The 21345-nt window shown below is 49.8% G+C and carries 20 protein-coding genes; 10 read left to right on the top strand and 10 right to left on the bottom strand.

Going from position 1 to position 21345, the window contains the following annotated elements; genetic code table 11:
- Nucleotides 1-45: 45 nt before the first annotated feature.
- Nucleotides 46-1272 (bottom strand): SufD family Fe-S cluster assembly protein, encoded by a 1227-nt coding sequence (locus QHH00_00170; protein ID MDH7507798.1) that lies wholly within the window; start codon nt 1270-1272, stop codon nt 46-48.
- Nucleotides 1248-1997, bottom strand: a complete 750-nt coding sequence (locus tag QHH00_00165) for an ABC transporter ATP-binding protein (GenBank protein MDH7507797.1) — start codon at nt 1995-1997, stop codon at nt 1248-1250. Before QHH00_00165 ends, QHH00_00170 begins: the two co-directional genes overlap by 25 nt.
- Nucleotides 1998-2236: 239 nt before the next feature.
- On the opposite strand from QHH00_00165, the gene QHH00_00160 reads away from it, so the two are divergent.
- Nucleotides 2237-3364 carry an MFS transporter gene (locus QHH00_00160; protein ID MDH7507796.1) on the top strand — a complete coding sequence of 376 codons (1128 nt, stop codon included), beginning with the start codon at nt 2237-2239 and terminating at the stop codon, nt 3362-3364.
- Between the two features lie 258 nt (nt 3365-3622).
- On the opposite strand, the gene QHH00_00155 is transcribed toward QHH00_00160, so the two are convergent.
- Nucleotides 3623-4372: a ZIP family metal transporter gene (locus QHH00_00155; protein MDH7507795.1), complete on the bottom strand. Its 750-nt coding sequence runs from the start codon at nt 4370-4372 to the stop codon at nt 3623-3625.
- A gap of 257 nt (nt 4373-4629) precedes the next feature.
- Between QHH00_00155 and QHH00_00150 the strand changes: the two genes are divergently transcribed.
- The gene (locus tag QHH00_00150) at nt 4630-5733 is read left to right on the top strand and encodes an FAD-dependent oxidoreductase (protein MDH7507794.1); all 1104 of its coding nucleotides are present in this window, start codon (nt 4630-4632) and stop codon (nt 5731-5733) included.
- Nucleotides 5734-5879: 146 nt separating this feature from the next.
- On the opposite strand, the gene QHH00_00145 is transcribed toward QHH00_00150, so the two are convergent.
- Nucleotides 5880-7076 (bottom strand): hypothetical protein, encoded by a 1197-nt coding sequence (locus QHH00_00145; protein MDH7507793.1) that lies wholly within the window; start codon nt 7074-7076, stop codon nt 5880-5882.
- 166 nt (nt 7077-7242) lie between these two features.
- Between QHH00_00145 and QHH00_00140 the strand changes: the two genes are divergently transcribed.
- Nucleotides 7243-7905, top strand: a complete 663-nt coding sequence (locus tag QHH00_00140; GenBank protein MDH7507792.1) for a class I SAM-dependent methyltransferase — start codon at nt 7243-7245, stop codon at nt 7903-7905.
- Between the two features lie 42 nt (nt 7906-7947).
- Here the strand turns inward: QHH00_00140 and QHH00_00135 are convergent, their stop codons facing one another.
- From QHH00_00135 to cfbA, 6 genes are all read right to left on the bottom strand, one after another.
- On the bottom strand, nt 7948-9207 hold the full coding sequence (locus QHH00_00135) for a hypothetical protein (protein ID MDH7507791.1): 1260 nt from the start codon (nt 9205-9207) through the stop codon (nt 7948-7950).
- Between the two features lie 208 nt (nt 9208-9415).
- Nucleotides 9416-10771 (bottom strand): hydrogenobyrinic acid a,c-diamide synthase (glutamine-hydrolyzing), encoded by a 1356-nt coding sequence (cobB, locus tag QHH00_00130; GenBank protein MDH7507790.1) that lies wholly within the window; start codon nt 10769-10771, stop codon nt 9416-9418.
- Nucleotides 10771-11559 (bottom strand): nitrogenase iron protein NifH, encoded by a 789-nt coding sequence (locus QHH00_00125; GenBank protein MDH7507789.1) that lies wholly within the window; start codon nt 11557-11559, stop codon nt 10771-10773. The genes cobB and QHH00_00125 overlap by 1 nt, the downstream gene beginning before the upstream one ends.
- Nucleotides 11556-12641 (bottom strand): Ni-sirohydrochlorin a,c-diamide reductive cyclase catalytic subunit, encoded by a 1086-nt coding sequence (cfbD, locus tag QHH00_00120; GenBank protein ID MDH7507788.1) that lies wholly within the window; start codon nt 12639-12641, stop codon nt 11556-11558. The genes QHH00_00125 and cfbD overlap by 4 nt, the downstream gene beginning before the upstream one ends.
- Nucleotides 12638-13939 (bottom strand): coenzyme F430 synthase, encoded by a 1302-nt coding sequence (cfbE, locus tag QHH00_00115; protein ID MDH7507787.1) that lies wholly within the window; start codon nt 13937-13939, stop codon nt 12638-12640. The genes cfbD and cfbE overlap by 4 nt, the downstream gene beginning before the upstream one ends.
- 2 nt (nt 13940-13941) lie before the next feature.
- The gene (gene cfbA / locus QHH00_00110; GenBank protein ID MDH7507786.1) at nt 13942-14343 is read right to left on the bottom strand and encodes a sirohydrochlorin nickelochelatase; all 402 of its coding nucleotides are present in this window, start codon (nt 14341-14343) and stop codon (nt 13942-13944) included.
- Nucleotides 14344-14770: 427 nt separating this feature from the next.
- Here cfbA and QHH00_00105 point away from each other — a divergent pair, with 427 nt between their 5' ends.
- Genes QHH00_00105 through QHH00_00075 form a run of 7 tightly spaced genes read left to right on the top strand, consistent with a single transcriptional unit; the run spans nt 14771 to nt 21328 of the window.
- Nucleotides 14771-15388, top strand: coding sequence for a bifunctional precorrin-2 dehydrogenase/sirohydrochlorin ferrochelatase (locus QHH00_00105; protein MDH7507785.1), 618 nt, complete (start codon nt 14771-14773; stop codon nt 15386-15388).
- A 1-nt stretch (nt 15389) separates the two neighbouring features.
- On the top strand, nt 15390-16655 hold the full coding sequence (gene hemA, locus QHH00_00100) for a glutamyl-tRNA reductase (GenBank protein ID MDH7507784.1): 1266 nt from the start codon (nt 15390-15392) through the stop codon (nt 16653-16655).
- Nucleotides 16645-17613 (top strand): porphobilinogen synthase, encoded by a 969-nt coding sequence (hemB, locus tag QHH00_00095; protein ID MDH7507783.1) that lies wholly within the window; start codon nt 16645-16647, stop codon nt 17611-17613. The genes hemA and hemB overlap by 11 nt, the downstream gene beginning before the upstream one ends.
- Before the next feature lie 10 nt (nt 17614-17623).
- Entirely contained in the window at nt 17624-18904 is a 1281-nt protein-coding gene (gene hemL / locus QHH00_00090; protein MDH7507782.1) for a glutamate-1-semialdehyde 2,1-aminomutase, read from the top strand.
- Nucleotides 18901-19785: a hydroxymethylbilane synthase gene (gene hemC / locus QHH00_00085; protein ID MDH7507781.1), complete on the top strand. Its 885-nt coding sequence runs from the start codon at nt 18901-18903 to the stop codon at nt 19783-19785. Before hemL ends, hemC begins: the two co-directional genes overlap by 4 nt.
- Nucleotides 19782-20534, top strand: a complete 753-nt coding sequence (gene cobA, locus QHH00_00080) for a uroporphyrinogen-III C-methyltransferase (protein MDH7507780.1) — start codon at nt 19782-19784, stop codon at nt 20532-20534. The genes hemC and cobA overlap by 4 nt, the downstream gene beginning before the upstream one ends.
- Entirely contained in the window at nt 20534-21328 is a 795-nt protein-coding gene (locus tag QHH00_00075) for a uroporphyrinogen-III synthase (protein MDH7507779.1), read from the top strand. Before cobA ends, QHH00_00075 begins: the two co-directional genes overlap by 1 nt.
- Nucleotides 21329-21345 lie beyond the last annotated feature (17 nt).

The following is a 21345-nucleotide window of genomic DNA, read 5'->3' as shown; positions in this document are numbered from 1 at the left end:
CCAATCCAATCGGGATGCGGTGCTAACGGTCGTAAGTTTGTGACCTCAGCCGCTGCTCAGTTCTGTTGCGGCGATTGCCTTATCGATCTCTTTCTTCAATTCTTCTGGAATCCCCCTAATCCCGACCTCCAGGAACCCGCGCACGATGATGCCAACAGCCTCCGCCTCACTCAATCCTCTCGCCATAATGTACTCAACTTGATCCTTTGCAATCTTTCCGACGGCCGCTTCGTGCGTCATTTCTACATCTGGTACACTTGCTTCGAGTTCTGGAATAGCCAGCTGAATCCCCTTCTCTTGGAGGATGAGACCCTTGCACTCGAGATGTGCTCTGATCCCTGGAGCTTCCCCCACGAGTCTACCTCTCGCGATCGATTTCCCACCAGTCGTGATGCTCCTCGAGACGATCTCCGCTCTCGCATTTGGAGCAGAAAGCACCACTTTCGAGCCGATATCAATTTCCGACCCAGGATGGGCAATTGCAACGGTATTGAAACGGCCAAATGATCCTCTTCCTTCAAGCTTTGCCGTCGGGTACATCTGGATTGATTTAACCGGCTTCAGACACACGTAATTGTTCACGTATGTCGCTTCCTCTCCGACGATAACGACTGTCCTAGGTCTGACTCCGACCTGTTCCGCCCAGTTGTGGATCATTGTGAATGTCAGTTTACCACCTTTTTTAATGTAGAACTCTGAGATGCCTAGGTGCAGTGCCTTTTCCACACCAGGTTTCGTGGCACATCCTGTAACGACCTCAAGTTCAGCACCTTCCTCAACGATTACGATATTGTGAACAGTCTGCGCCGCGTTCCTGCTGCCAAGAAGCAGGCATGTCTGAACAGGCATCCTCGCCTTTGCACCCGGCAAAGCTCTGATGAAATATCCATCAGCGTTTTCAAGAAAGGTTGTAGCGGTGTACTTGTCTGTGTCTGGAGGAATTGCCTTCCAATAATAATCATTGACCCAGTCGTACTTCTTGAGTGCTTGCTGCGTCGACATCACTTCGACGCTCTCCTCCTTCTGCGATCTATGCACAACAGCGTTATCGAGGAGAAGGAAACTGCCAGCCCTCCCTTCACCTGTTGGAACGACACCTGCGTTCAGCAACGTGCGTTTAATCTCGTTATCAAGGTTTTCCAGATTATCCGTCTCTGGTGAATTCTTCGGCGCGATATCGTAGTCTTCGAGGTCGATGTCTTCACCGTATGCAGCTCTTTTTCTTTTCGCCGCTTCAGCCCTTTTCCTTAAGTCACTCGAAGAATCTTGCATTTTATGCACTCCTCGTATCCCCTTTTTCTTATTTCTTGTAACAATTCTCTTGGATTACCAGAACAATATATGGTCCCGTTGCACATCACGTAACCAATATCGGCCTCAATATAATCAAGTATTTGGCCAGTGTGGGTGATAATGAGTGCCGACTTTCCGTCGATAGATTTTTTTCCGGCGCACTCGAGACTACCGCTTAGAAGCATTTTTATCGCATTTCCAATTCGTTCGATGCTTTCGAGATCGACCCCTGACTCCGGCTCATCTAGAAGATAAAGGCAGGGGTTCTGTGCGGTAAGTTGTAGCAGCTCAGATCTCTTGATCTCGCCACCAGAGAAACCAACATTGACATCTCTTTCGAGAAATTTCTCCATTCTTAGGGAGGTTGCCAGTTGATATAAGTCACCAGCATTTTTTCCGATCACTCTTATGAGGTTTCCAAGCTTAACACCCACGAGATTCGGCGGTCTCTGCATCATGATACCAATGCCCATTTTTGCTCTCTCGTGCATAGGTAAATGCGTTACATCTACTCCTCTGAAGAGAATTCGGCCTTTTTTGACTTGATATTCGCTAAACCCCATGATCGTCATAAGCAGAGTTGATTTCCCAGACCCATTTGGGCCAAAGAGAACACTCGTGTAGCCAGGCATGACACTCAAATTGACATCTCTGAGAACAGTTTTGCCGCCGACCTCGACCGTAAGATCCTCAATTTCAAGCATACCCTATCACGTTCCAAGTTGGAGAGGCAACAACGACATTTAAGGATATCGGAATTATTTTTTTCGCACGCATTGCGATTTTCTCGGAGATTTGGTCGTTCAGTCGATCGAACTGCTTTTATTGCCGTATCCTCATCTCGCCCATAGGATCAAAGAGGGATGGGATTATCGGTTCAGAAAGGCCAGTTGAAAACGTCATCACTCCAAATTCCAAGAAAAAGGCTCTGAAGTTTATCCTGTTGCTGAGCCTCATTGGTCTCCTTGCCGACATGACTTACGAAGGAGCGAGGAGCATTTCTGGTACATATCTTGGGCTTCTTGGAGCCAGTGCTGCTGCAGTGGCGCTCATTATCGGATTTGGAGAACTGATAGGGTATACACCGAGATTACTCACCGGTAGCATGACCGATCGGACTGGAAAATATTGGGCCTTTTTGTATGTCGGGTATGGCATCAACCTCGTTGCAGTTCCACTACTTGCATTTACTGGCGACTGGGTCACCGCAGCAATTCTCATCATCATCGAGCGTGCTGGTAAAGCGATCAGGGCACCAGCGAGGGATGCGATGCTCTCCCACGCCGCTAGTGAGGTCGGTAGGGGATGGACATTCGGATTGAATGAAGCGATCACATCGGTTGGGGCGGTGCTCGGACCAGTCGTTGTCGCCTTAGTGATGATGATGCATGGTGGCTACTCAACAGCTTTCTTGATCCTGATCATCCCCGCAACTGCCGCGTTTGTCATCCTCTACGTCGCTTGGAAATATTGCCCAGCGCCGAGGGAAATGGAACGATCAAAGACTGTTGAAAAAAGTGGTAAGTTGCCGAAGATTTTTTGGGTTTATGTCGCAGGCGCATCCCTCGTTGCGATCGGGTACATCGATTTTCCATTTCTCGCATATCATTTTCAAAAGATTGGATCTGTTCCCTCGATATGGATTCCAATTTTCTACGCGACGGCCAATGTTGTCGATGCATTTGGAGCGTTGTCGTTTGGTCATCTCTATGATGTAAACGGTATGAAGGTTCTCGTGATCATCACCTTCATTTCTTCGTTCTTTTCAGTTTTTGTCTTTTTCAACAATTTCACACTTGTCCTTATCGGCGTCGCTCTATGGGGGCTCGGCGCTGGATCACAGGAATCCCTTATGCGAGCTGTCATTGCAGAGATAGTCCCGGTCTACAAAAGAGGGTCGGCATTCGGGATCTTCAGTCTTGCATTCGGTGTATTCTGGTTCCTTGGTACGGCTTTCATCGGTCTCATCTATGTTCATTCAATCATTGCAGTTGTTGTGTTTTCATTCTTAATACAGTTATTCGCCGTTGCGATTTTCTTCTTCGTGATGAAAAAATTAGGTCAAAGTTGATGGATAAATCCCCTCGATTCTTTATCTTCGTACAAGGACGACGCGAATCGCATATAAGGATGAAGAAAATCAATGTTAATCTTACGGGAAATTCATCAATTGAAATGCTTAATCAAGAGCGAATTTTTTGTTTTAAGTCTGTGATAGCACTATTATGAGGTATAATTTCGCTATAAGTTTATGATACTACTAATAGGGCATGAGCTTGCCCGTTCCCGCTGAATAATGTCGATTTGCAAGTGATATTTCAATAGTCAATTACTCAAGGAACGCAAGACTGAGAATGACCAGCACGCCTATGATGATTGAAATCATCTGGATGATTGATTTCTTTATGTTCAATTCTTTGTGCATCTCGGGAACGAGATCACTCCCAGCGATGTAGATGAACCCGCCGGCCGCCAGTGGTAACATCAGGGTCGTGTATCCACTTACGCTTTCCCCGATGATAAGCGAAGCAATTGCACCTGCGATCGCAGCCGTCGCGGCGAGAAAGTTAAACAAGAGGGCCTTCCATTTTGTAAATCCCGCGTATACCAGGATGCCGAAATCTCCGATTTCCTGGGGGATTTCGTGCAAAACGATTGCGATCGTTGTCGCTATTCCCACTTCAAAGCCAGCTAGGTACGAGACTCCGATGAGTATTCCATCAATAAGATTGTGTACGCCGTCCGAGACCATATTGATATATCCAACAGGTTTCTTACAGATTTCTTGGAACTCGCAACTGTGCTCATGTCGCCAGTGCAAAAATTTTTCCAAAACAAAGAAGGCGAAAATGCCCGCGATTATGTAAATAGGCACCTCAATTCCCGTCCCATACTCTTCGAAAGCTTCGGGAATCAGATGGACAAACGCGTCGGTAAACAAAGCTCCGACTGCCAAACCAACAAGAATAAAAACAGATGTCTTCAGGATGTTATCATTGAGCATGAGGAACAATATTCCAATTATTGAGATCAGGCTCACAAGTATGACACTAGCGATCGCATAGATCCATGCGGACATTATTCAAACCCCAATGATCAATCAAGTGACTACTTTGTCTGTGGTATTTGGATGTGATTGTTTATGAACTTTATTATTGTTTTTTAATAACAAGTTCTTGTCAGAGGGACACAATGGTATGCGATGATATAAGAGAAAGAGCACAATGAGACTATTGTCAATCTCAAACCAGAATAATTTCTAGTAGACTTAATATTGTTCAGAATTGATTGGGGCTCGGATAATGCAAGTCTAATGTCAAATGAGAAGAACATTTGATGGAAGCACACCTAATGGCAATTTCAGGGATGAGTATGGATTCTTTCGGAAAGGTGCTCGTCGTCGGGGGAGGCGTAGCTGGTCTACAGACAGCACTCGACCTTTCCAGCGCTAATCTTCAGGTTTACTTGGTCGAAAAGGAAGCGGTTCTGGGAGGTATTGTGGCTGGGCTTCATAGAGTCTTCCCGTCCATGGAACCGGGGGCTTCTATTGCCAAGAGGTTGACTGGTGAAATTTGTTCGCGACCAAGCGTCTCAGTTTACACGAATACGGTCGTCCAGGACATCCGGAGGAGCTCCGATCGATTCTCCGTAATTCTTTCACCAAGGGAGGGGGAGGATCAAAAGCAAGAAATCGAAGTTGACGCGATTGTCATAGCGACGGGACTCGTTCCAGTCGATCTGACACTCTTCCCTGAATATGGCTATGGCAAGTACTGCGAAGTGATGAGCTCAATTGAGTTTGAGCGGTTGCTCGTCGAGGAGGAGAGGAATGTCAAAGGTCTTTTCAGCGGGCAGGATGGCAATTGCAACAAAACAATCGCTTTCGTTCAGTGCGCGGGCTCGAGAACTGGGAGGAGTGGCGGAGTGCCTTACTGTAGTGGCGTCTGCTGTATGAATTCAATAAAAAACGCGATCCTCCTCAAGGAATCACATCCAGATTTTGATGTCTGGGTCTTTTATATTGATATCAGAGTCCATGCTACTTACGGGGAAGAAATGTACAAAAAAGCGAAGGAATTGGGAGTTAAATTCGTCCGCGGGCAACCCTCCTTGATTTTGAAAAAAGAAAAATCGGAGAAGGCCATCGTGTGCGGGGAAAATACATTGCTCAGGGAGCTTTACGAGCTCCCAGCGGACATTGTGGTTCTTAGTACAGGCCTCAGACATCCAGAGTCGAGTCTTGAGCTATTTCGCATACTCAACCTTCCAGTTTCATCTAACGGCTTCCCTTCAAATGTGAAAGATTCTCTCGATCTATGTAGTACGCCTGTCGAGGGCGTTTTCGTGGTGGGGTCGGCAGAATCCCCGAAAGACGTTTACAGCGCCATCACGCAAGGCAGGGCTTGCGCGATGAGGGTTTTCGAGTACCTCATGTCGTGAGAGACCAGTCTGCATCGACCTTCTTATTTTGATTTCCTCTTTGCGCAGATGGTAGATTTTGTCTCTAGACTCGCCTATTATTTCCCTAACTAGCTTGCTCCAACTGGGATTTAGTGCTCCTTGGTATAGATAATCGTGTTTCTATTTTATCGAACCGTTTCGACGATTGCTCTGAACTCCTTTTCAGTTAGCAATCCCTTCTTCCTGATCGATGCGTTCTTTACTTCGAGGAGAACCTTTCTCGCCCTCTCTTCGCTGAGTTCAATTCCGATCTTTTCCGCCCAATAGAGCACTGATGCCAAACCGCTTTTCTTGCCCAATACAATTCTCGGTGGGTCCTGTCCAACAAGAGTCCAGTGATATGGAAACATTGTCAGAGCCTTGTTCTTTTTCTCGAGTGTTTTCCACCAACCAGCGACAATGCCAGATTCGATTGAAAAGAGCTCGTTTCCGACAATTGGCTTGTTTGGTGCTTTTTTCACCCCGCTTGCCTTTTCAACCGCGTCAGAGAGTTCCTTGAAACGCGAGAAATCTAGGTCAAGATCTTGTCCATAAAGGACTTTCAGGCACATCGCCGTCTCCTCAAACGATGCGTTTCCAGATCGTTCACCGAGTCCGTTGACAGTCGTGTGCACAACTTCTGCACCCGCTTTGACCGCTGCGATCGTGTTTGCGACAGCGAGACCGAAGTCATTGTGTGTATGAACCTCGATCGGTACTCTGAAAGCGTTCTTCAGCATCGTGACCAATTCCGTCATACCCTCAGGCGAAAGCGCCCCGAATGTGTCGACAACGTTGAGTGCGTCCATATGTCCTTCTTCCGCGACTGCCCCGATGATATCGAGCGCCCATTCAGCGTCTGCACGTGATAGATCGATGCAAAAGAATGATACGTAAAGTCCGTGATCATGCGCATAAGCAGTTGCCTCAACAGCCAGTTGTTTCGCCCTGTCCTCAGACCATTCGTACGCGTCGCCAATGAGATGTCCGCTCGATGGCACCTCCATGATCACTCCGTCGACGTCGCAGGCCACGGAGGTCTCGACATCTTCTTTCATACATCGCGTAAAGGCGAAAATTTCAGCATCGAGCCCCGCATTTGCGAGCATCTTGACCGCTTTTTTGTCGTCTTCAGAGACAAGAGGCATTCCACCCTCAATCCTGTCGATGCCGATCTCGCTCATCATCGTTCCGATCCTCAACTTCTCTTCGCTCGTAAAGACAACGCCAGGTTGCTGTTCCCCGTCCCTAAATGTCGTGTCATGGAACTTGACCTTTGGTATATCTAGGCTTTTTCTGAAATTGTAATGGCTCACCCAATAATCCTCTGATTTCCATTTCATAGAGACACTAGGAGGGAGAAAAATATCTCAGCGTAAAAGGCTATGCATTTATCGAGGAACTGAGGATTTCATTGCGGGGATGGGATCGTCAGTCTGCGTTTGAACCCCGGATGTCAATTGACCAATGCACGGAATTAATAAAAGGTGCAACGCAATTCCTGTCGATGTGTCAAGAAAAGTGTTTGATCCGCAGAAGGAGCACTGGGACACCGTGTACAAAACGAAACCAGATTATTTTGGGGAAACGCCGAGTGAATTCGCGAGGAGGGCGTTGAGCTTTTTTAAGGAGAATAAGGCCAGGAGGATTATCGAACTCGGCTGTGGGGAAGGTAGGGATACGATCATGTTCTTGAAGGAAGGCTTCGAGGTCATCGCACTGGATTATTCCCCTATTGCAATTGAACATCTCGTGCAGAAGGCGAAGGCCAACCAGTTGAGCGAATCGCTTACCGCAATGGTCCACGACGCCCGCGATGGTATCCCGCTGACTGATGCGAGTGTCGACGGCATCTTTTCACACATGTTTTTTACGATGCAACTGACGGAGAAGGAGCTCGATTTTATTTTCCAGGAATGTCTCCGGGTGATGAGACCTGGTGCGTTCAATATCTATTCCGTGAGAAACATTCACGACCCCCACTACGGGAAAGGTATCCACAGGGGTGAGGACATGTGGGAAAGTCCTCAGAAATTCGTCGTACATTTCTTCTCATTGGAAAAGGTCAAGCGACTCGCTCGCGGGTATGAGATCTGTCATATCAGCGAGTTTGATGACCCCTCACCTACTTACACAAAAAAACTCTACGAAGTCATTTTGCGCAAGATTTGAAAAAAGAAGAATGAAAAGGTTGAGAAAGCCTGACTAACAAGCTTACTGCTTCCTGCCGCCTTTCGCAAGAACAGCCGCAGCGGTGACGACAGCTCCGATTCCTATTACTGCAACAGCGATCCAGGTCACTGGAATTCCTGCGGAAGTGGCAAGACTCGAGATCTCAATAGTATGCTCCGAGAAGTGAGGCACATAGACGAGGACGTACTGAAGCCCGTCGATCTCGAATCCATAGTATCTAGCGTCGGAAGTCGATGTACCAGTTGCGTTGAGGATCTCGTCCATATCGTTTGCTTTTGCCACATCGCTACCATCGAGCTTAACACGGAGCTGGTTGGATACACTGATTGTGTCGTTGTCCAGCATGAAGAGGAAGAGGCGACCTTCGTGTTGTTCCGATGCGACTTGCACGGTCACCCTGTTCTGCGCCGCCGAGACAATCCTGAATGTGTAGCGGTGATCATAGACTTGGGCGTCGTAGATCGTATCACCGTTGTGCACCATGACTCTGATTTCCGCGCAAATGCGCCCCCCCACAACAGCGTTCATGAGCTGCGATTGCATGCCTAGACCTGTTCCATGGAAGTAAGGCCTCATCCTGAAAAAGAGATGCGTGTCGTTGCCAGAAACGTTGAGGTATGTCCCCTCTCCATTTTCTACGAGGCTCGCAGTTCCGTTTGAAACCCCTATCGCGCCGACGAAGTTGTCCTTTGTGATCCTGTATACCACATCAAGGCAGGTGTTATTGGAACTGACCTGCTGGATTTCAAAATCTTCTGGGATCGTGATGCTTATCTCGGCCGGGCCCTTTGCCATGATGTGGAGGAGGGCCGTCGGATTGTTGTGAGCGATGACGCGGTGTGTTTCGTCAGAAGCCACGAAAATCGAGCCTATGACCTTGACGTTTTCGGATGTGAAGTCGCTGATCTCGATGTTCTCAAAGACTCTTAGCATTTCATCCCCCTCTCTGACGGAATAGTTGGTTATTGTTCCGGTCGATTCGTCGAAATTGAATGCAATGAAGAATCCAGTGACGGTACCATTGTCGTATTCAACCGGACCGAACAACCTTCGCTGTAATCCAATCTGGCACATTTCCATGATTCTTTCTCTCATCTGCTCTTGTGTCATCTGCTTGCCGCTCTGGAACCCTAGGCAGTTCTGGTCGCTGTCCCCGCAGAAATTTGTCTGGGCCGTCTGACCCATCCCTACTGCTTGTACTGAACTGGATATGGCCACCATTGTGAGCAGCAGGGCAACGAGCAACGGCGACATGACGATGCCGATGATTTTCTTTTTCATTTTGCAATCACCTAATTGTTGCACAAAATGATTATTTGAAGAGGTTTTTGGTTCAAGGCTCGAACTCGTTCGGACAAGCATCGAACGAACTCTCGGGGACCAACAAGTAATATCCCTCTTGGGGACATTAAGGTGTTCGAATGGATATGTATTGGGGAATGGTTAAGAGGTCCCTTCATCCCCCTTTATCGCGGAAGACAAAGAATCGCTAGGGCAGTCGACCCGCCTCTTGCACGATCCTAGTGCCCCATTCCTTATTCGAAAGGGCGTGCTGGTGCAGATATGCGCCGATCGTCCTGTTTCTGATAAGGCCGTCGTTCCTTCCGTCGATGCCAACGCCACGTTCAATCACATATGCATATGGCCCAAATGGAACTGGCAATACGCGGGAATAATGAAACTCATGGCCCCGGATCTTCATACCTTTGAAAAGAAAATTATGTTCTGTTCCAATGGCACTGACATAAGCAAGTCCCTGGCGCTCCGTTGTCATCTCAGTGTCGCAGTCGAAGATCCCAGCCATAGGCCATTTTTTTCCTTCATAGGAGACTGACCTGCAGAAGGTCATAAGCCCTCCGCATTCCCCGTAAACTAGTTTGCCCTCCAACGCCGCAGACCTCAATCCCTCTATGAAATCCTGATTTGAGCTAATCTCCTCAGCAAAGATTTCTGGATATCCCCCGCCGATATAATATCCATCAGCGACAGGAAAGGCATCGCCTTCCGCTGGTTTGAATTTGATAACTCTAGCACCAGCTGCCTCGATCGATTCGATATTCTCTGGATAGTAAAATGAGTAGGCCTTATCGACTGGGATAGCGATTCTTATTCCCTTATTCTCCCCCTTTCTAAAAGGAAATTCCGCTGGGAAATCGATCGGTTCGACCCTTTCTGAGATGTCTATCAACCGTTCCAGGTCTATCTCCGATGCGATATCGGCCGTCATTTCTACCGTCGCCTTGGCGTCTTTCTTCTCTGGCATTGTCACGAGCCCAAGGTGTCTTTCAGGTAGACGCTCCTTCCTCCTTTCGATCGCACCGATGACCTCTGTTTTCGTCAACGATTCGACGGCTTCGGTCGCCTTTTTCCTGTGCCTTTCACCGCTCACTTGGTTGAGGATCACCCCCTCGATCCTGACTGACTCGTCGAGCATCTTGAAGCCGAGTACGTGTGCAGCAGCGCTCTTTGCAAGGCTTCTTGCGTTGACAACGAGGACAACAGGGGCACCAAGAATCTTTGCGATCTCAGCAGTGCTCCCGACATCGCCAGTCGAAGTGAGTCCGTCGTAAAGCCCCCTGACACCCTCGATGATCGCAATATCCGCGTCTCTCGTCGACCAGCCGAAAATATTGAGGATTGTATCGCGATGGAGCATAAATGAATCGAGGTTTCTTGACGGACGGCCAGTTGCCGCAGTGTGGTACGCAGGATCGATGAAGTCGGGGCCAACCTTGAATCCTTGAACCTTGAATCTTTTCGAAAGAAGCGCCATTAGACCAGTAGCAACCGTTGTTTTTCCTACGCCGCTCCCCGCACCGGCGATGACGACCCGCCTGATGCCCATTATTCATTCTCCCTCAGCAAAGCCCGGATCTCCTCCGGGTCGATGGGTTTCGGTATCCTGAGATCTGAATTTTTCAATATCGCGTCAGCTAGTCTACGATAAGCACTAGCTTGCGAACTCTCCGGTGCGCCCTCGATGACGGTCTTTCCCCTGTTTTCACATTCCCTCACTATAGGGTCTCGTGGAATGAAGCTGATCATGTGGCTTCCGATCTTCCTTGCGAATTCGCTTACAATTCTTTCTTCATTTCTGATTTCTCTTGAATTGCAAATAAGACCACCCAGGTTGACCCTCAGGTTCTCAAGCCCTCTGACAATATTGTTCGCGGCGTATAGGGAGAGGTATTCGCCGCTTGTGACGATGTAGACCTCGTTTGCAAATTTCTCGCGAAGCGGCGCGGCAAAACCGCCACAGACGACGTCGCCTGGGACATCGTAGATGATGACATCGATGTTGTCCGCGAAATAGCGCTTGTAAAGTTCTTGCACAGCGACGATGATCCCCCGACCAGCACATCCCACGCCAGCGATCGGCCCACCCGTCTCTATGCATTTGACACCGTTGAAACCTTCCACGTAAGCTGGACGGTTTTCGCCGGGTGACGATCTCAGTCTCTCCAAAAAAGTCTCAATCTTGCGACCGCCGAGGAGCGTCATGCTCCCATCGGCTTTCGGATCACATCCTATGTACCAAGTGTTGAGTCCTCTTTCACCGAGGGCGGCGGCTACGTTTGCCGATATAGTCGATTTACCGATGCCACCTTTACCATAGATGGCGATCTGTTTCATGTCTGCACCTCGTCAACGAGCTCCCTGATCGTGTCCCCGAGCTCGCTATTGACTATCCCCCTAGCCCCCATGAGCATCGAGTGCGTCGAGATTTCCCCGACCGCAAAGGTGAAACCAGAGTCAATGAAATTCCTCAGCTCCCTCGGCTGATCGGTCACGAGAATGTCCTCCACCCTGAGGTCTGGGATAGCATGCGGCAATCCGCACAGAACACGGAGGTCTATCCCTTTGTCTTCGAGATATTTTGCAGCCCTCTCCCCAGCAACGGGGTATTCGTCAAGCCCACCGCTCAAGTAATCGACCGTGACACCAGCTTCTCTCAGGTCTCTGAGGATGTCCATTGAATACCTTCTGATGCGGGGGAGACCGATGTTCGGATCTGTATTTGCAACGTAAACCACATACCCTCCGATCCTCCTTCTCGCGTATTCAATCGCGCGCATCACATCGGCGAATCTATATGCCGTCTCCTTTTTGGCGTTGAGGACCACGGCGATCCTTTTGTTTTGGGAGAGGTATTCAATAATCCTCTTTGCAACTTTCAACTTCGTTGCACCACGGTGGGGTTTAAGGTAAGGCTTACTCGTCATCCCCCTCTCTCTTTCTAGCGCGGTTGCACGCATAAGCATTTCCTTCTGGCGTTCAAACTCCTCATTCGGGATGATCCCCTTGCTCGCCGCTACCTCAAGAACCTTGATCGCTCCCACTGTATTAGGTCCAGCGCACGCATGGATATCGATCGGGAGGACGGTCGAGCGAATCCCTGCCTTCTTGATCGCCGCATCGAGGTTCTCGCCGATGATCATACTCGCGCAGGTTCCGACGACGCCGACTAGTTTCGGTGAGAACTCCTCATCCACTTTCTTGAGAACCTCCACAAGCCGTTGTTCAGCACCGAAAATAAGGTCGTTCTCCTGCATACCTGTCGTTACAACGGTGACACCAGCTTCCTCAAGCAGCCGGGACGCTGTGAAGCCACAGCCTGGAGGGCCGTGCATGACGATGACATCGACATCTAAATCCCTAAGGGTGTACATCGCAGCGATGATCGGACTTGGCCTCGGATGGAGTACATCAGTCATCTGAACCCCTCCTTGGTGCACCAGAGAACCACCTCGGAGTCTTTGCCAACTTCAGCGATACTCCCGATCACACGGAACACATCTCCATGCAACATGTCATCATAGGAGTCGCCCAGCAAGCACGCATCGCTGATACAATCCCTATGGTCAATAATAACTTTTTCAAGTGCCCTGAGGTCAAGCTTCTCACAGACCCTCTTGGAGACCGGTTCGACGACAACAGCAATTCTCTTCAATTGGTAATAACCCTTCAAACACTCGATAAGGAAGCGCACGGAGTTAGCGCTGACGCCAGGATTCCTGTCACGAATAACCCATAAAGCGCCTTCCTTTCTGATTTCTCCCCTCCCAGGCACTCCCTCGAAAACAGCGAGAGATTCTGTAATCTCCTTGAGACTAAAGCCGAGGTCAACGGCAACTGTGGCCGCAGCTGAAAAAGCTGGAAGATATGCTGGCACGACAAAGTTCCCGGAAAGACCGACTGTTGCATAATCTCCGCCCTTTAGGACTATCTTTATTTCAGCCCTATCCCCAAGTCGCAACCCCTGACCAATTTCTACATCGACGTCCCCGCCGTTACCGAATGTTAAAACCCTGATGTCTTTTCCCACGTGAGGGGTCCAGAGGCTTCTCTCATCCTCCCTGATAACGAGCGTCCTCTTCACCGTCTGGGCCATTTGCACCTTTCCGTCAAATGCCCTTCTCGTTCCTTGTGCAATTGGATAATCGTCACCTATCGTTGTAATGACGCCGATGTCTGCGAGTCCCGTCCCGCCCAAGGAGACCTCGAAAACGCCGATGTCAAACTCGACCCCCATCCTCGCAATCTCCAGGATCGAAGTAGGTGCGATGCTCACCTTCTCCTTAATCGTCTTCTTCTTCTCACCGTCATACAGGACGAGCCCGCCGCTACTCAATAGCAAGACGCGATTCCCTTTGGCGCTGAGAAGACCGGCGACTAGGTGGGCTGTTGAAGTCTTCCCCTTTGTACCAGTTATCTCAATAATCTTTGCATCGAAGGCGCAGAGCTCACCAACGGCCCTGTGCGTCGTGATCTTTTTCCCCCATCTTACTCCGTCGAGAAACCGATCAGGGCAGTGGACGGGCGCGACCACAATGTCGAAAAAATCCGCTGGTGCCTTGTTTTCGAGACAAATACCAGCACTGGCGGCCTCCCTTTTAAGTTCTTCTCCACCAGTTCGGTAGCAATCAACCAGCGTGACCTCCGCACCCCTCTGCCGGTACTCCAAGGCGAGGGTCAAGCCACCGTGCGTCGCGTCCATTACGAGGACCTTCACAACTACTCCTTCCCAAGCCTCTCCCTTACTCGCTCCTCGAGAATATCGACAATACGATCATCGAATCCGATTGGCTCACAATACTTAATGGTGATCTTCTTTCCATTGATTTCCACGACCCCCCCTTTGCTTCCTTGGGGGATCCCGAGCTCAGATGTGATGTCGTCCCTTGTGTGGATCCCATGCGCGAGGAAACATGGGACTACACAAACCGTGTCAATGCCCTCTGTGAGCAATTGATCCAATCCTTCTTTGATCGTCGGTCGATTAATGTTCATGAAACCGACGGCGACCGAGAATTCCTTGAGCCGTTCTCCGAGTTTAGCAGCATAATGACTGACGACGTTCTTATTGTAGTCAAGCTTACTTCCGTGTCCTACGACGAGTATCCCTCTTTTATCCATAAAGTCATCCTCACTTCTCACATTTTTCTTTGATAATTCATTCCGGATTAATCACTGCCATAATAAAATAACTTCCATTTAATCGGCCCGCTCTGAAGAATCTTAAATCGATTAAATGATCACACTGGCAGGTATCCATTGGTCATGATTTCATACAAGTGGTCGAGATCTCCCAATTCATTATGTCGTTCGTACACGCAAGTGATAAATTCTTTTCGAACACACCTGACTTTCACTCTATGCGACAAGAATTCTGGTGTGGCCTTCCGCTTTAGAATACGCGCTGGTCAGATGAAAACCTACCAGGCCTAATCATGCGAATTAAATTGAAAATATCTACTCGCCGTGAGAAAAGGTTATTATCTCATATCAGAATGCTTCGGGTGCATATGGAGTAAAAACTCTCCTTGCCATTAGAGTGGTGCCGATGCTTCCTCTCATGATCGATCTTACCGGGAAAAGGGTTGTGGTCTTTGGTGGGGGTGAAGTCGGACTCCGCAAGGCAAGGTACTTCGCAAGGGAGGCTGAGGTCGTCGTAGTCAGTCTCGAGATCCCCATGGGCTCGAAAGACGAAGGCCTGGAATTTGTCAAAGAGGACATTCGAACCTCATTTGAACGTTGGGTCGCATGGGCGGATTTTGTAGTCGCAGCGACTGATGATTTCTTCCTCAACGATATGATTTGCGCCTGTGCCATTTCCATGGGTAAACAATTCAATAGGGCTGACGGCATCGGGTCTTTTTTAATACCCTCCGTCATCGATCGGGGCAATTTTGTTGTCGCAATCTCCACGTTAGGTCGCAGTCCAGCTGTTTCAAAGGTTCTCAAGGAAGAGATCGATAAGCTCATTGATGCAAACTGGTCATTAATGGTGGAGCTGCAGGAAGAATTGCGAAAGGAAATCAAAGAAAAGATCCCCGATCAAAGGCTGAGGGAAGCGTTTTTGCGATCAGTGGTCCAGGACAAGGAGATTCTTGCGATGCTTGGCGAGGATTATCAATCAGCGAAGAGACGGGCACTCAAGAAAGTGGACAGAGGTAGTTGAAATGATCATAAGCGCACATGTAACGCACAAATCCGTCGATATGAAGGCCCTTGAACTCATTGGCCGGCATGATGAGAAAGCGTTATTGCACCATCTCCGCCGGGTTCCAGGAGTGAAGGAATGCGCGGTACTCCGTACATGCAACCGTGTCGAGCTCTATGCCGTGACGGATGAGCCGAGTGTGACGAGGAATGGAATGGAGGCGATGGTCAGCAGGTTCATTCCATTTGACCACGATCAAAATCTCGTCCAGTTCCGCTCCGATCTTGAATCGATCAGACATCTGCTTAGAGTATCAAGTGGTCTAGAGTCGATGATCGTCGGGGAAGATCAGATACAGTTTCAAGTAAAACGTGCATATGAGCTCGCGGAGAGCGAGGGGTGTATCGGCCCCGTTCTCTCTCTCATCTTCAGGAAGGCGATCAGCGTCGGGAAAAAAGTTCGCACGGAGACGAGGGTTAACAAAGGGGCGGTTTCAATTGGGTCGGCTGCTGTTGACCTCGCGGAACGCCTTCTCGGTAGCCTTGAGGGTAAGACGATTCTCGTCATCGGAGCGGGAGAAATGGCGACACTGATCGCGAAACACCTGATCGGAAAGAAACCGAACGCTATCTTCGTTTCAAATCGCACATATGACAGGGCTGTTGAACTCGCATGGCACCTCGGTGGCCAGGCGATCCGTCTCGACAGCCTTTATGACTATCTGCATAGGTGCGACATCGTTCTCGTCGCGACTTCGTCTCCGCACGTGATCCTCGATCGCGCCCGAGTGGAGAAAGCGCTCGCCAAGAAGGGTGAGGGGGAGAAACTCATCATCATCGATGTCTCGTTCCCGAGAAACGTCGCTGATGATGTCCGATCGTTGAGAAATGTGGAGATGCACGACATTGATGGTCTCAGGGATATTGCACAGGAAAACATAATGAGGAGGAAGAAGGAGGTTCTCGAGGCCGAAAGGATCATCGGCGAAGAGCTTTCATTGCTGGAAAAGAAATTGGAAGAAATGGGGGCGTCGGAAGTTATCAAGGCGCTCCGTCAGAAATTCGAGGCGATCAAGGAAGTGGAGATTCGCAAGGCGATAAACCGGCTTAATCACAGTCCAGAGGATATCGAAACGATCGTGACGGATTTTGCAAATGCCCTTGCGAATCGGTTCTTGGCCGATCCGACGGAGATGCTTAAATTGGCCTCTCGTGAGAAAAGGGCAGAAATTCTTAAGGCCGCGCGCGAATTATTCAGATTGGAGGAGAGTAAAAATGTTTCCTGATACGAGACTGAGGCGTCTGCGGATGAACCCGCAGATCAGGGAGATGGTGAGAGAGACGCGATTGTCCGTTAAGAACTTCATCTATCCGATGTTTTTCAACGAAAACCTGACGAAGCCGAAACCGATCACATCGATGCCGGGGGTGAATGCGTATCCCGTTAAAATGGCGGGGGAGCAGGCGGCCGAAGCATACGAACTCGGCATCCCGGCGGTCATGGTTTTTGGGATACCGAGGCACAAGGATGAAGAGGGTAGCGGCGCGTGGGCAAAAGATGGCGTGGCACAGAAAGCGATCCAGAATATTAAGAAAGCGAGTGATGTTGTCGTCGTCGCCGATCTCTGTCTCTGCGAATACACATCACATGGTCACTGCGGGAAGGTCAGGGATAATGAGATCCTCAATGACGAAACACTTGACCTCTACGCGAAGACCGCAGTCAGCCAGGCAGAGGCTGGTGCAGACATGATCGCACCGAGCGGAATGATGGACGGTATGGTCGCATCGATTAGAACGGCACTGGATGATGCTGGCTTCAAGAACATCCCGATCATGTCGTATAGTGCGAAATACGCATCGGGATTCTATGGCCCATTCAGGGAGGCTGCTGAATCAGCGCCGAAGTTCGGGGACAGACGGTCACACCAGATGGATCCCCCGAACGCGCGTGAAGCCCTCAGAGAAATGGAGCTAGATCTTGCGGAGGGCGCGGACATCTTGATGGTCAAACCGGCACTTGCATATCTGGATGTGATCAGAGACGCGAGAATCATGTTCAATGTGCCGATCGCGGCGTATAACGTGAGTGGCGAGTATTCGATGATCATGGCGGCCGCTGCGAACGGGTGGCTCGATAAAGATAGGATAATGATGGAAGTTCTCACTGCGATAAAGAGGGCAGGCGCTGATATCATATTGAGCTATTTCGCAAAGGACGTCGCGAAGAAGCTGAAGGAGTGAGGTTCTCCAGATGAGGGATACGTGTCGATCAAAGGAGCTCTACGACCGAGCGAAGAGACTCATGCCCGGTGGCGTCTCGAGTCCTGTGAGGGCGTTCGCACCTTATCCAATATATATTTCGAGGGGTAAGGGGTCGAGAGTCTGGGACGTTGATGGAAATGAATACATTGACTATTGCATGGCATTCGGTCCACTGATCCTCGGGCACGCTCACCCCTCTGTTGTCAAAGCCGTCCAGGAACAAGCAGAGAACGGAACGCTCTACGGAGCTCCGATTGAGAAGGAAATCGAGCTCGCCGAGATGATCTCCCGCTATTATCCTTCTATTCAGATGGTGAGATTTGTCAGCAGCGGTACCGAAGCGACGATGCATGTTCTCAGACTAGCACGTGGATATACTGGGAGGGACAAAGTGATCAAGGTCGAGGGTGCCTTCCATGGTGCCCATGACGCTGTACTTGTCAAAGCGGGCTCTGGCGCTACGACACATAGCGTGCCGAATTCGTTAGGGATTCCAGCGGAAGTCACGAAGAACACGCTGCTCGCCCCTTTTAATGACATTCCTGCCGTTGAGAAAATCGTTAAGGAAAATAAGAACGAAATCGCCGCTCTTATTATTGAGCCAGTCATCGGGAACGCAGGACCAATTTTGCCGGATGAGGATTACCTTGCCTCCCTCAGGGAACTGACGAGCGACGAAGGGATTTTGCTGATTTTTGATGAAGTCATCACTGGATTTCGCCTCGCAATGGGTGGTGCTCAGGAATATTTTGGTGTCAAGCCTGATTTGACGACGCTCGGCAAGATCGCTGGTGGCGGTATGCCACTCGGGATCTTCGGCGGCCCCGAGGAAATTATGTCAATGATCTCCCCGACGGGGAAGGTGTACCAGGCGGGCACTTTTAGCGGGAATCCGATGAGTCTCGCCGCGGGTATCGCGACGATAAAGGAGCTGGCGAGGATTGGACATTGGGAGTTGAATCGAAGGGGTGAAGCGCTCAGGAAGGGGATTGAAGGTGTAGTCAATGATTTGCGTCTCGATTTCACCGTGGCTGGTATAGGTTCAATGTTCCAGCTCTTCATGACGAAGGGTCCAATACGCAATTACGAAGATGCGAAGAAATCGGATACTGCGCTCTTCAACAGGCTGTTCAGAGGTCTCCTCGAGAAGGGTATTTATTTACCCCCCTCTCAATTCGAAACGAATTTCCTGTCGACGGCGCATTCTGACGATGATATCGAGAGAACTGTGAACGCATTTGACGAAGTCTTGAGGGAAATTACACGATGATCGTCGGCACGCGCGGAAGCAAGCTCGCACTCGCTCAGACCTCTATTTTTATTAACGCCCTTAAGAAGAAGTTTCCAGATGTTAGTGTTGATATCAAGAGGATCGTCACGAGTGGCGATAAGATCAGAGACCGCCCCTTGAGCGCCCTTGGTGGATATGGTGCCTTCGTCAAAGAGCTTGACAGGGAGATACTCGATGGGAATATTGATGTCGCTGTGAACAGCCTCAAGGACATGCCTGTTAAGTTGACGGAGGGGACCTGCCTCGCTGCGGTACTTCCCAGGGGGCCAGTCGAGGATGTAATTATCCCTCCCCTTCCATTGGAAAAACTTCCCCCTGGTTCGGTCGTTGGGACTTCGAGTATCAGAAGAAAAGCGCTGCTGATGAGCAAGAGGGGCGACCTTGTCATCAAGGATCTGCGGGGCAATGTGACGACACGCCTGCGCAAACTCGAGTCGAGAGAATATGATGCGATCGTCATGGCGAGGGTAGGGTTGGAGCGAATTGGATTTGGGGGTCATTTTCTCCCGCTGGACCCAGAAGAATTTATCCCAGCAGTCGGACAGGGCGCGATTGCGGTCGTTTGCAAGAAGGGTTCAGAATACGAGGAGATGTTGAAGTCTATTGAGGATCCAGTGACAAGGATGGAGGTCGATGTGGAGCGATTTATCCTGGGGGCACTCGGCGGTGGGTGCTCCGTTCCAATCGGCCTATGGGCCAAGGTCGATGGCAATCATATGAGGGTGAGGGGGGTTGTATTGACCGAGTTTGGTAAGCGACTGGCGAAGGTCGATCGAACGTTCGCAATTGAAACGATTCCACAAGCTCTTGATAGTATCGTTTCTGAACTGAGAAAAGGGATGGAAAGTGATCGACGATGAGTGACGGGAAAGGGGAAGTCTTTCTGGTAGGGGCAGGGCCTGGCGATCCTGGCCTGATCACGGTGAAAGGGAAGGCAGTCATCGAGAAGGCGGATGTGATCGTGCATGATTTCCTGATCCCGAAGGAACTCCTCTCCTTCGCGAAAAAAGGGACGGAGATCATCGATGTGAGCAAGAGGGGTGGCGAGCATCTTGTAGAACAAAAAGTGATCAATGAAATTCTCTTGGAAAAGGCGAAGGAAGGGAAGACTGTTGTCAGGCTGAAAGGCGGTGACCCTTTCTTATTCGGCAGGGGAGGGGAAGAGGCTGAGTTTTTGAAAAGGCATGGAATCGATGTGCACGTGATCCCTGGTGTGACCTCGGCGATCGCTGTCCCTGCGCTTGCGGGTATCCCGGTCACGCATCGAGATTACTCATCGGCCTTCACTGTTGTTACGGGTCATGAGAGCGCTGAGAAAGAAAAGGAGGTTCTCAATTGGGACGCACTCTCCTCCATTGGCGGCACGATCGTCATCCTCATGGGGGTTTCGGCGATGGAGCGAAATATAGAAAGACTTCTTGCCGGGGGGCTCGATCCGGAGACGCCGGTTGCAGTCATTGAAAGAGGGGCGACAGCGGAGGAACGCGTCGTCACTGGTTCGTTGTCAAAGATCTCAGAGATATGCAGGAGGGAATCGATCAGACCGCCAGCACTGATCGTCATTGGTCATGTTGTTTCTTTAAGAAACATCCTTGGTGATTTGCGTTGATGCGCCTCGCTATCATGCGGCCAGAAGAAAAGATTGAAGAAGCGGTCGAGATTGCGAAATTTCATGGATTTGAGCCGGTCTGCGCCTCGCCGTTGAAGGTGAGAATCGTCGATTCTCCTGATTATGATGTATTTCTCCACCAAGCAATACTGGGGCAGATCGACATCGTCATTATCACGAGTGCGGTCGGTGCGAGGGCGATGGTCGAGCTGGCTGATAAGAGGGGTAGAAGGGACGAATTGATCGAAGCTCTGGAGCGGATTTGCATCGTCACGATCGGCCCCGAGACGGCAAAATCGATCGAGGGCATAGGGATTCGCGTGGATATGATGCCCAGGATTTTTTCATCAGAAGGCATCATTGAAATGCTATTATCATCGTCCATTGAAGGTAAGAGGATATTCCTTATTCGATCGGATAAGGGAGAGAGAAAGCTTGTCGAGAAGTTGAGGGAGTGTCGCGCTGAGGTCACCGAGACTATCGTTTATTCGCTCGTACCGGATCTTGAAGACCCAGGTTTGTCTAAAATTGTCGATGCCATGGTCGCAGGGGATTTGGACATTCTTGCCTTCACGAGCCCCATGTCGGCAAGAGTTTTCCTTGAAGCTGCGGTGAGAAAGTATCCAGAAAAAGTTGTAAACGAGGCGCTTGACCGTTCGATCGTTGCGGCGATCGGGGAGCCGACGAGACGGATGCTGGAGTCCTCTGGGGTCAGGGTTGACGTGGTGCCCCCAAGGGCGACATTCGAGAGTCTTATTCACAGCATCAAGAGCAGGGTCTCAGGCCGGTTTTGAAAAAATGAATTGCAACA

This window comes from Methanomassiliicoccales archaeon (genome assembly GCA_029907465.1).
Taxonomy (GTDB): Archaea; Thermoplasmatota; Thermoplasmata; order Methanomassiliicoccales; family JACIVX01; genus JACIVX01.
The sequence above is the reverse complement of the archived record's forward strand: the minus strand, read 5'-3'. Positions and strand labels throughout refer to the sequence as shown.

Excerpts from the sequence above, each read along its gene's own strand:
- QHH00_00170 (MDH7507798.1), bottom strand. The coding sequence starts at position 1,272 with ATGCAAGATTCTTCGAGTGACTTAAGGAAAAGGGCTGAAGCGGCGAAA.
- QHH00_00165 (MDH7507797.1), bottom strand. The coding sequence starts at position 1,997 with ATGCTTGAAATTGAGGATCTTACGGTCGAGGTCGGCGGCAAAACTGTT.
- QHH00_00155 (MDH7507795.1), bottom strand. The coding sequence starts at position 4,372 with ATGTCCGCATGGATCTATGCGATCGCTAGTGTCATACTTGTGAGCCTG.
- QHH00_00150 (MDH7507794.1), top strand. The coding sequence starts at position 4,630 with ATGGAAGCACACCTAATGGCAATTTCAGGGATGAGTATGGATTCTTTC.
- QHH00_00145 (MDH7507793.1), bottom strand. The coding sequence starts at position 7,076 with ATGAAATGGAAATCAGAGGATTATTGGGTGAGCCATTACAATTTCAGA.
- QHH00_00135 (MDH7507791.1), bottom strand. The coding sequence starts at position 9,207 with ATGAAAAAGAAAATCATCGGCATCGTCATGTCGCCGTTGCTCGTTGCC.
- cobB (MDH7507790.1), bottom strand. The coding sequence starts at position 10,771 with ATGGGCATCAGGCGGGTCGTCATCGCCGGTGCGGGGAGCGGCGTAGGA.
- QHH00_00125 (MDH7507789.1), bottom strand. The coding sequence starts at position 11,559 with ATGAAACAGATCGCCATCTATGGTAAAGGTGGCATCGGTAAATCGACT.
- cfbD (MDH7507788.1), bottom strand. The coding sequence starts at position 12,641 with ATGACTGATGTACTCCATCCGAGGCCAAGTCCGATCATCGCTGCGATG.
- cfbA (MDH7507786.1), bottom strand. The coding sequence starts at position 14,343 with ATGGATAAAAGAGGGATACTCGTCGTAGGACACGGAAGTAAGCTTGAC.
- QHH00_00105 (MDH7507785.1), top strand. The coding sequence starts at position 14,771 with ATGCTTCCTCTCATGATCGATCTTACCGGGAAAAGGGTTGTGGTCTTT.
- hemA (MDH7507784.1), top strand. The coding sequence starts at position 15,390 with ATGATCATAAGCGCACATGTAACGCACAAATCCGTCGATATGAAGGCC.
- hemB (MDH7507783.1), top strand. The coding sequence starts at position 16,645 with ATGTTTCCTGATACGAGACTGAGGCGTCTGCGGATGAACCCGCAGATC.
- hemL (MDH7507782.1), top strand. The coding sequence starts at position 17,624 with ATGAGGGATACGTGTCGATCAAAGGAGCTCTACGACCGAGCGAAGAGA.
- hemC (MDH7507781.1), top strand. The coding sequence starts at position 18,901 with ATGATCGTCGGCACGCGCGGAAGCAAGCTCGCACTCGCTCAGACCTCT.
- cobA (MDH7507780.1), top strand. The coding sequence starts at position 19,782 with ATGAGTGACGGGAAAGGGGAAGTCTTTCTGGTAGGGGCAGGGCCTGGC.
- QHH00_00075 (MDH7507779.1), top strand. The coding sequence starts at position 20,534 with ATGCGCCTCGCTATCATGCGGCCAGAAGAAAAGATTGAAGAAGCGGTC.